This window comes from Ruegeria sp. CF1, assembly GCF_056537445.1.
This window is the reverse complement of record NZ_JBQFRN010000021.1, coordinates 22,690-29,331: the sequence shown is the minus strand read 5'-3', so window position 1 is coordinate 29,331 and position 6,642 is coordinate 22,690. Positions and strand designations below refer to the sequence as shown.

8 protein-coding genes and 1 pseudogene are annotated in these 6,642 nt (G+C 50.8%); 3 read left to right on the top strand and 6 right to left on the bottom strand.

What is annotated here, in order from left to right; genetic code table 11:
* Positions 1 to 100: 100 nt before the first annotated feature.
* The 3 genes from ACRZ96_RS21035 to ACRZ96_RS21025 form a co-directional block, all read right to left on the bottom strand.
* On the bottom strand, positions 101 to 274 hold the full coding sequence (locus tag ACRZ96_RS21035; protein ID WP_480815078.1) for a hypothetical protein: 174 nt from the start codon (positions 272 to 274) through the stop codon (positions 101 to 103).
* Positions 275 to 703: 429 nt separating this feature from the next.
* Positions 704 to 1,132: a c-type cytochrome gene (locus tag ACRZ96_RS21030; RefSeq protein WP_480815077.1), complete on the bottom strand. Its 429-nt coding sequence runs from the start codon at positions 1,130 to 1,132 to the stop codon at positions 704 to 706.
* A 406-nt stretch (positions 1,133 to 1,538) separates the two neighbouring features.
* The gene (locus ACRZ96_RS21025; RefSeq protein ID WP_480815076.1) at positions 1,539 to 1,967 is read right to left on the bottom strand and encodes a c-type cytochrome; all 429 of its coding nucleotides are present in this window, start codon (positions 1,965 to 1,967) and stop codon (positions 1,539 to 1,541) included.
* Positions 1,968 to 2,196: 229 nt separating this feature from the next.
* Between ACRZ96_RS21025 and ACRZ96_RS21020 the strand changes: the two genes are divergently transcribed.
* The 3 genes from ACRZ96_RS21020 to ACRZ96_RS21010 all read left to right on the top strand — a co-directional run bounded on the left by ACRZ96_RS21020 (position 2,197) and on the right by ACRZ96_RS21010 (position 4,390).
* Positions 2,197 to 2,745, top strand: coding sequence for a DUF6512 family protein (locus tag ACRZ96_RS21020; RefSeq protein ID WP_480815075.1), 549 nt, complete (start codon positions 2,197 to 2,199; stop codon positions 2,743 to 2,745).
* Between the two features lie 104 nt (positions 2,746 to 2,849).
* On the top strand, positions 2,850 to 3,890 hold the full coding sequence (locus ACRZ96_RS21015; protein WP_170781828.1) for a PLP-dependent cysteine synthase family protein: 1,041 nt from the start codon (positions 2,850 to 2,852) through the stop codon (positions 3,888 to 3,890).
* Between the two features lie 29 nt (positions 3,891 to 3,919).
* Positions 3,920 to 4,390, top strand: coding sequence for a hypothetical protein (locus ACRZ96_RS21010; RefSeq protein ID WP_480815074.1), 471 nt, complete (start codon positions 3,920 to 3,922; stop codon positions 4,388 to 4,390).
* Positions 4,391 to 4,494: 104 nt separating this feature from the next.
* Here the strand turns inward: ACRZ96_RS21010 and ACRZ96_RS21005 are convergent.
* The 3 genes and pseudogenes from ACRZ96_RS21005 to ACRZ96_RS20995 all read right to left on the bottom strand — a co-directional run.
* Positions 4,495 to 4,644 (bottom strand): annotated as a pseudogene (locus tag ACRZ96_RS21005) (IS5/IS1182 family transposase); the annotation flags it as partial.
* A 112-nt stretch (positions 4,645 to 4,756) separates the two neighbouring features.
* Positions 4,757 to 5,683 carry a DMT family transporter gene (locus tag ACRZ96_RS21000; RefSeq protein ID WP_170781830.1) on the bottom strand — a complete coding sequence of 309 codons (927 nt, stop codon included), beginning with the start codon at positions 5,681 to 5,683 and terminating at the stop codon, positions 4,757 to 4,759.
* 146 nt (positions 5,684 to 5,829) lie between these two features.
* Positions 5,830 to 6,600, bottom strand: a complete 771-nt coding sequence (locus ACRZ96_RS20995; protein ID WP_480815073.1) for a hypothetical protein — start codon at positions 6,598 to 6,600, stop codon at positions 5,830 to 5,832.
* Between the last annotated feature and the right edge of the window lie 42 nt (positions 6,601 to 6,642).

The following is a 6,642-nucleotide window of genomic DNA, read 5'->3' as shown; positions in this document are numbered from 1 at the left end:
CTTTTGTGCGGATCTTAACGAAAACAGGTGGGTCAATTTTATTCGCTCATAACCCACCTAAGTGGGTCAATTTTGCATGCCGATTCACACCTTTGATCGATCAAAGTGGTTCACTCGCACTGTTGCGATAGACCGCCAGAATGAAATTCAGCGGCTGGAGCTTGAGTTTCGCGGCAGAGCCTTTGAAACCAATAACAGCCCGCAGGAAATTGCGATGGGTTGGTTCGAAACTCATCTGGCCGGACATCAATACCAAGGTATGATATAGTTCCATAATGAGCACCGAGACCTTAATCAGCCTTACCCTGTCATTTGCTCTCACCAGCCTATGCATTTGGCTGGTGCGTCACGTCGTAAGACACAGCGGTCGAGACAGAACAGTAGACCCAGAGGCCGTGAAAGAACTGATGCGAGCCATCGACTGGTCACAACTCGATAGAGTCTTGGATCGGCCCCGGTGACAAGCCACCCAACGCTCAATGCTCTTAACGACTGCCTCAGGGATCGCTTGGCGTTGAAGTGATTTTGCGCAAATTTGAAAACAGCCCACGAACAATTAAAATAATATGTTGAAGCGTTGCGCTTATCTGAAAGTCACCTCGATAGCTTCGGATATCGACAACCATCGTTAAGAGCATTGGTGTAGTCCGCCTTGGACTTTGAGCGGCCATCCGTTTAGCGTACTCAGCTGCGCATCAGAACTTCACGGAACATATCGTTCCGGCTTCGGAGACTGAATACTCTCCAAATACTCAGCAATTTCGATAAGTCTGGAAGGGATACGCGTAACCAAACCGTTGCCCGTATCGAATTCGACAGCAGGGCCGTCGTTCAACTCGGTGATTATTGGCATGTCATCGCGAGGTTCTTGTACTTTTAAATAACCGTCCAAGATCGACATGACCTCCAACATGGGCCACACGCCATCCCTGCGGTCGGAAATCTTTGTTAAATCAGCAGGCTGTGTTTTCAAATCAGCTGAGTCAGGTCCTTTTCCAGATGCATCGATTCCGTGACATCTGGCGCAATGCTCAACAAAGAGGTCTTTGCCAAGGTCCGAAAATTCTTGGGCCGCAGATATCGTTGCAACCGAAGAAATGACTATGCTTGCAACGATTCTAAAGTACCTCATAAGCTGGAGGTCCTTTGCTAAACGAGAGTTTACCACAACAAAAATGGACCGACATCTCCCCCCGGTCAACGTCGGTCCTTTACCATATAACATTTGCTATCCTGTGGCCCAAAACCGATTGATGGGGACAGGCAGCAACGAGCTCAGAACAGCTTTACCATTTAACATTCGAAATTTAGCATGTGAGCGCGTTTGACTCTTTGACATAAATCATATGTCACTTCGCAGTCTGCCAGAATTGGACTCGACACGCCAATTCGGCCAAAAGATTTTGAGTGACAGCTTACGCCTAGCAGACCACGGCGCTTCACAATGCTAGGCCTGCAATAGTCAACGGGTCAAAAAAGGTGCAAGTCCAGAACACCGGCAAACGGTCAATTGCTGACCTAGCGCCAAGAACACTAATCTACTGTTGGATGCTTTCTAAGAAAAACAATAACCCTGCTAACTCGCGCGGGGTGGGCGTCAAGACACCCTCGATTTCAACCGGAACCAGATCTTCCGCCATTTCCCCGCCAAACTCAGGCATAACCCGAGAAAGATGGCTGTTTTCTGGGTCGCCATAGATGTAGCTTAGTGCACGTGCTTGAGGGAAAGTTCCTCCGTTCTTCGCGCTCAATGTTGTCAAATCTGTTGGCGCAACGGAAAGACCGCTGCTTGCCGGGCCACCGCCTCTACCATCCGCACCATGACAAGAAGTACAGTTTTCTGAGAAAAAGGCTTCCCCATCAGCGCGAGTGGGCATGACGTCGGCGTCAGGATACAGATCTGTACATGACGCTGTGGCCAGAGCAAAAAATCCAACCGATAATATAACCCACCTTTTATCGTGCATGCTCTACCCCGGTTTTTAATCCAGCCTACGGTCTATTGTAGCACATGGCAATGACGGCAACTGCGGTTAATAATCAGGAAGGGTCAACTTTACAAACTCTTACAAGGACTTGGACATTGCCGCTCACTATGGGCGATTAAAGCTATTTTTAGACCTTCTATGTCTGTGGGCATTTCACTTTTGAGAATCTAAGCAGAGTATTCGACAATCAGGATTGGGAGATCCAAACATGCTGGAAACCTCGTCCCGAATAATTTGGCTCGAAGCGATTGGGGCGATCCTGATAATCCTACTCGGATCCGGGCTGCACTTTGCATTTGTTTTGCTGGGAAGTTGGGCGCCAGTGGCGCTTGTGGCAGCTGTCAACGAGTCAATTTGGGAACACTTAAAGCTGGCTTTTTGGCCAGGATTTTTTTGGGCCTGCCTGATGCCGCTTCCACCCCGACTTACAAGAAGGGACGTATTTAGTGTTAAGGGATTTAGCCTCGCAATTACTGCTATTTTGATTGTGACAGTATTCACGGCATACACAGCGATACTTGAGCGCAACTTTTTGTTGATTGATATTGGAATATTTGTTGCAGCAATTTGCATCGGCCAGATCGTGTCAATTCTGCTGCTTGCTTACGAAGATCAAATACCTGCACTCATCCATGGATTCGGCCTGGTTCTCCTTGGGCTTCAAGTCGTCGCCTATAGTACCTTAACATTTTTCCCTCTCAATCATTGGCTGTTCATTGAAGCACGTTCTGGCACGATAGGCATTCCTGCCCATTAGATGGACAGTCGGACCAATTGGTGGCGCATGCTTGCATCCCCGTGAATTCCAAAGACGATTTTCCTGAGCTTGACGGGCCTTAAACAGGGCGTTTGAGTAGAAGTATGGGCCGTTGGATTTCGGATTCGATTACAAAGATCAATGCAGATGCTCACCGCTCTGCCGATACGCACCTTTTCAAGCTACCCGTTCGGGGGCTGAAGGGCGTAGACATCTATCTCAAGGATGAAAGTACCCATCCGACCGGCAGTCTCAAGCACAGGTTGGCGCGGTCGCTTTTCCTTTATGCGCTGGTAAACGGGAAGATTAGGGAAGGGACACGTGTAATCGAAGCCTCGTCAGGCAGCACTGCCGTTTCAGAAGCTTACTTCGCCCGTATGATCGGAGTGCCTTTTACCGCGGTTCTCCCAAAATCTACCGCCAAGAGTAAAATCGACCTAATCCGGTTCCAAGGTGGCGAAATCCACTTCGTCGATGCGGCGCCGGACATGCACCAGGCCTCGGTTGAACTGGCAACTGAAGTCGGTGGCTACTTCATGGATCAGTTCACGTACGCCGAGCGGGCGACGGATTGGCGAGGCAACAACAACATTGCAGAAAGCCTTTTTCGCCAGATGGAACGAGAGCCACATCCAATTCCATCGGTGATTGTGATGAGCGCGGGCACTGGCGGAACTTCAGCAACGCTGGGGCGGTACATTCGCTACAAAGGCTTTAACAGTGAATTGGTTGTTGTGGACCCAGAAAACTCAGTGTTTTTCGATAGTTTTCGAACCGGAGACAGGACCCTGACCCGCTCCTGTTCAAGTCGTATCGAAGGTATCGGACGTCCCAAAGTAGAGAAGTCATTTTTGGCAGATGTAATCGACCGTATGATCCAAGTGCCAGATGCGGCAAGCATTGCGACAATGCTCTGGCTTGAAGATCGGATCAGGCGGCGGGCGGGCCCATCAACAGGCACAAACCTTTGGGGGGCTTTGCAAATTGCGCAAGAGATGGAGGCGGCCGGACGATCTGGCTCCATCGTCACTATTCTGTGTGACGACGGAAACCGTTATCTCGACACCTACTACGATCCGGAATGGGTGATGGAAAACTTCGGCGAAACCGCCTCTTACGAAGCTACTTTGGCGGGATATCACTGAATTCAAACGAAGAGGACAGCATGAAAAGGGTGAAATTTGTGTTTGCAACGCTTCTGGCATCAATGGTCGCCGTAATGTTTTGCGCCACAACAGTTTTGGCCTCCTCTCAGGAAGCACAACGGATCATCGAAAGCGCGGCTGCTGATTGCAAAGACTTCGAGAATGGAGAGTTTGATCAGGGTGACGCTGTGACCGAGATCGAGCTGCGCTCCCAGTTTGGCACGGTTAAGGCTGAACTCGTAGATGAAAGCCAGTTTTCCTGTTCCTCTGCTGCCTCTATGTACTGCGGAACAGGGGGTTGCATGCTCAATCTTATCGTTGACGGTGAGATCATGTCGTGGCAGGCAACGGGTTGGCGTCTTATTGACTGGGGGCCTGACCGTATACTGCTTATTGGACGAGATGGTGGTTGGTGCGGAGGCGCAGGAGCCGAGGTTTGTTACGAGGCGCTAGTTTGGAGTAATGAAAAGATTTTAACCGTTGGTTCGGCGCCAGAGTAAGCCCGCGCAGCGCTAGCGGCTGTTTTACACGCCTGGCCTGGTGGGCCAGAACTTTTGGATCAAGCTTGATCTGTTCGACGGCGATTTCCTAAAATTTCGACTTATTACCCAAACAAAAGCTTTGCCGCGAGGGCGATGGCAGACATGAAGATGATAAAGCGCCTGTCATAACGGGTCGCGACCCGGAACCGCTCTTTCAGCCGTCCAAACATGTTCTCAATCTTGTGACGGATTCGATAAATCCTGGCATCATATGGTGCGAAATCTTTGCGGTTCTGTTCCGTTTCTCGGGATTCGCAAGACCCGCTTCGGGCCGCAAGCAGCCAGTCATGTGCACCGCAGAAAACGGCAGCACCGAGCCTAGTACTACTGCCTCGGTGATTTTGCGAGCACGGTGGATACGGTGCGCGTCTTTCTACTTCTTGTGATCGCGATTGCGCCCAGCACTAATGCACATGCCAAAGCTTGAGGTAAAGAGATGGCTTCGCCAAAGGCAAGATATCCCACGGCAAACATCGTGGGCAATTCGATGCTTCCGACGACCGCAGTTTGGGAAGCCCCAATAACAGGTGAGCATATCGTGTAGATAAGCTGGGGCACGAAAGCGGTCACCAGACCAATACCAACAATGAAAAGCCAATCGGATTGTTCCCTTGGGAGAAGTTCTCTAACCTCAGCACCGATGATGAGCGGTGCGAGGCCCAGTACGGACCCCAGAGAAACTGACGCGATACGTGCCAATGGCGCAATCCGTGACAACCTGTGTACCAGGACGCAAATTCCGAAGCCAAACCCAAATGGGGCGGCAAGGGATAGCAGCAGCGTTGGTAGATGTTCCGCAGCCACTGACGCGGGCGAGCCAGCAATGACAGCTGCCACCACAATCAGACTAGCGGCCAACATGGCGCGTCGCGTGGGTGCATCTCCAAACACAGCCCAAGCAATTACCAAGGTGAACACCGGATAGGTCATGTAAAGCACACCCACTGTCGATGCGGGCAGCTTCTCCAGCGCCGTTACATATCCGATCCAACCAAGCCCCATTACGGCTCCGGCTGAAAGGCCCCAAGTGATCTCTCGCCATTCTTTTCGGTGCAAGATGAGAACAGGAAGCAGAAGAAGAGCCGCAACAATGTAGCGGTAGAATGCGACCGCATAGGGTGCAACACCCTGTTCGGTCAGGCTGCGGCTGAAATAGGGAACCAGCCCGAAACAGATTGAAGCAAAAAGAACACCAAAAACGGCAAATGCATAAGGGATGGATGGTCGATTTCGCGCAGATGTCGTGGCCATAATCTGGAGCTATCACGCATTTGCATTTTCGTCTTTAGAGATTCTACGTATGACTGCTTTAGTCTGCAAAGCGGTCATTGATGCGCTGCGTAGCGAACGACCGTTTCAAGTAGCTTGCCAATTGGGAAGCCGGTTGGAAGGCAGCATCAATTGCACTGATCATATCTGTAGTCCCCGTATTCCAGCCAGTTTACCGAGCCTTCGCTAAAAATCAGAAACTCGGACCTGTCTTCCCCAAGCAGGGCAACGACAAATCCGGCCGGCGGCTCAGAGTTTCCGAAGTAACTGTAGGCGGTCATGGCTCTGATTGACTCACCGTTGACTGTTACTCGCGCGTCCCACTCTCCCTCCGGGTTGTCCAAAATTACGGGTTCGATCACGCGTGTTATCGCCCCGCCACCACAATATACGATGCCTTCGGGTGCTTCGTATGAGGCCTCTTGGCTAACATCCGAGTTGCACGCAGAACGAAGGGATCGAATTGCCGCGCTGGAACCTTTCAAGTCAAAGATCCCATAGCTGACATCTTGATCAATCATGGACAGATTAACCGATGCATTGGCTGCAAGCTGGTCCAGTACAAAACCATAGTCCTCTTGACTATTGAAACTGACCTCGACGGGATAGTTGTCGACGATCTGCACGGCAGCGTTTTCTGCGCCAACCTGAAATGCCCCAACTTCGGTGGTGCCGTTCTTCAAAAATCGAATGGAAAGCCCCTGCTTCTCCACAATGTCCTGGCTGTCCTCATATCCAGCCGGAGCAAAGCGGATACGGTCACACTGAAGTTCCAGCGTCATGTTTCCGGTTTGAATAAATGCATTGGGATTAGGGCCGGAGTTGACCGACCACTCCGCCGATGCTGAGGTCGCAATTGCCATCATCAAAGCTCCAACGGAAATCGTTTTGAACCTCATTTTTCTCTCCATGGTGTTACGTTTCGCGCAGTCATTCAGCAG

Excerpts from the sequence above, each read along its gene's own strand:
- ACRZ96_RS21035 (WP_480815078.1), bottom strand. The coding sequence starts at position 274 with ATGGAACTATATCATACCTTGGTATTGATGTCCGGCCAGATGAGTTTC.
- ACRZ96_RS21030 (WP_480815077.1), bottom strand. The coding sequence starts at position 1,132 with ATGAGGTACTTTAGAATCGTTGCAAGCATAGTCATTTCTTCGGTTGCA.
- ACRZ96_RS21025 (WP_480815076.1), bottom strand. The coding sequence starts at position 1,967 with ATGCACGATAAAAGGTGGGTTATATTATCGGTTGGATTTTTTGCTCTG.
- ACRZ96_RS21020 (WP_480815075.1), top strand. The coding sequence starts at position 2,197 with ATGCTGGAAACCTCGTCCCGAATAATTTGGCTCGAAGCGATTGGGGCG.
- ACRZ96_RS21015 (WP_170781828.1), top strand. The coding sequence starts at position 2,850 with ATGGGCCGTTGGATTTCGGATTCGATTACAAAGATCAATGCAGATGCT.
- ACRZ96_RS21000 (WP_170781830.1), bottom strand. The coding sequence starts at position 5,683 with ATGGCCACGACATCTGCGCGAAATCGACCATCCATCCCTTATGCATTT.
- ACRZ96_RS20995 (WP_480815073.1), bottom strand. The coding sequence starts at position 6,600 with ATGAGGTTCAAAACGATTTCCGTTGGAGCTTTGATGATGGCAATTGCG.